General features: G+C 58.9%; 1 protein-coding gene. It reads left to right on the top strand.

Annotated elements, in window-relative coordinates; all coding sequences use genetic code 11:
* Positions 1-45: 45 nt before the first annotated feature.
* A partial coding sequence (locus CXY80_RS00035) for an IS30 family transposase (protein WP_104131108.1) occupies positions 46-1142 on the top strand: 1097 nt, incomplete at its 3' end.

The following is a 1142-nucleotide window of genomic DNA, read 5'->3' as shown; positions in this document are numbered from 1 at the left end:
GGCAGTTTCTACTGGTCGTTGCGAATCCCGAGCAGGGAGAAACCAATGGTCAGATTTGCACCGAACAAGATGCCGGCAGCGGTTAAGCGTCGTTACTTCGTATTGATTCGACAGGGCCTGTCGGGGTCTGAGGCGGCCCGACAGGTCGGAGTGTCGCTCAGTTGCGGATCGTTGTGGTTCATCGATGCTGGCAGTATGACTGTCGTCGAACGCGTCCCCATTAGTTCTCGCTATTTCTCTCAGGACGATCGAATCGAAATCGGAGACGGCCTCGCCGCAGGCGAGGCCGTGAAAGGGATCGCTGTCCGGATTGGGAAAAGTTTTCAGAGCGTCTATCGAGAGATTGCACGCAACCGCAAGGCGGACGGCACCTACCAGCCGTGGTTCGCTCATAACCAAGCCCATTTGCAGCGCAAGCGGCCGAAGATCCGCGTCTTCGAGGAGGTCCCAGCTCTTCGAAGCATCGTCGCGGTGAAACTTGCGAAACGATGGTCGCCGGGTCAGATCAGTAGATGGCTGAGACGACGCTATCCGAACAAACTAACCTGGCACGTCTGTCCTGAGACGATCTACGACGGTGTGTATCGCGGGCTGATCGTCGTGGCGACGCCGGCGAGCCTGCGCACGGGACGCACGTACCGGCACCGTCGCGGGCGCGGCAGATCCAAAGACGGTTCACTGAAGCAGTCGACCGTAATGTGCTCCATCCACGAACGCCCAGCACACGTCGAATCCCGGCTCCAAGCCGGGCATTGGGAAGGAGACCTCATTTTGGGCTCCAGTAACGGCTCAGCAATTGCCACGCTCGTGGAACGCAAGACTCGCTTGACGATCCTCGTCTTCCTCCAGAGCGACCACAGCGCACAAACCGTCGGTGACGCACTCATCGGTGCGTTCTCGAGCCTGCCGTCGTCGCTCCGGCGCACGCTGACAGGGGATCAAGGCAACGAAATGTTCCATCACAAGCGCATCGAGACGAAGACTGGGCTTCGTATTTACTTTGCCGACCCGCACTCGCCGTGGCAGCGAGGGACTAATGAAAACACCAATGGGCTCCTGCGCCAATATTTCCCGAAGGGGACTGACCTCAGCCAGTGGGACCAAGATCACCTCAACGCTGTGGCCGACGAACTTAACGGTCG

The sequence above is a fragment of the Cryobacterium sp. M91 genome (assembly GCF_002929615.1).
GTDB lineage: Bacteria > Actinomycetota > Actinomycetes > Actinomycetales > Microbacteriaceae > Cryobacterium > Cryobacterium levicorallinum.
The sequence above is the reverse complement of the archived record's forward strand: the minus strand, read 5'-3'. Positions and strand labels throughout refer to the sequence as shown.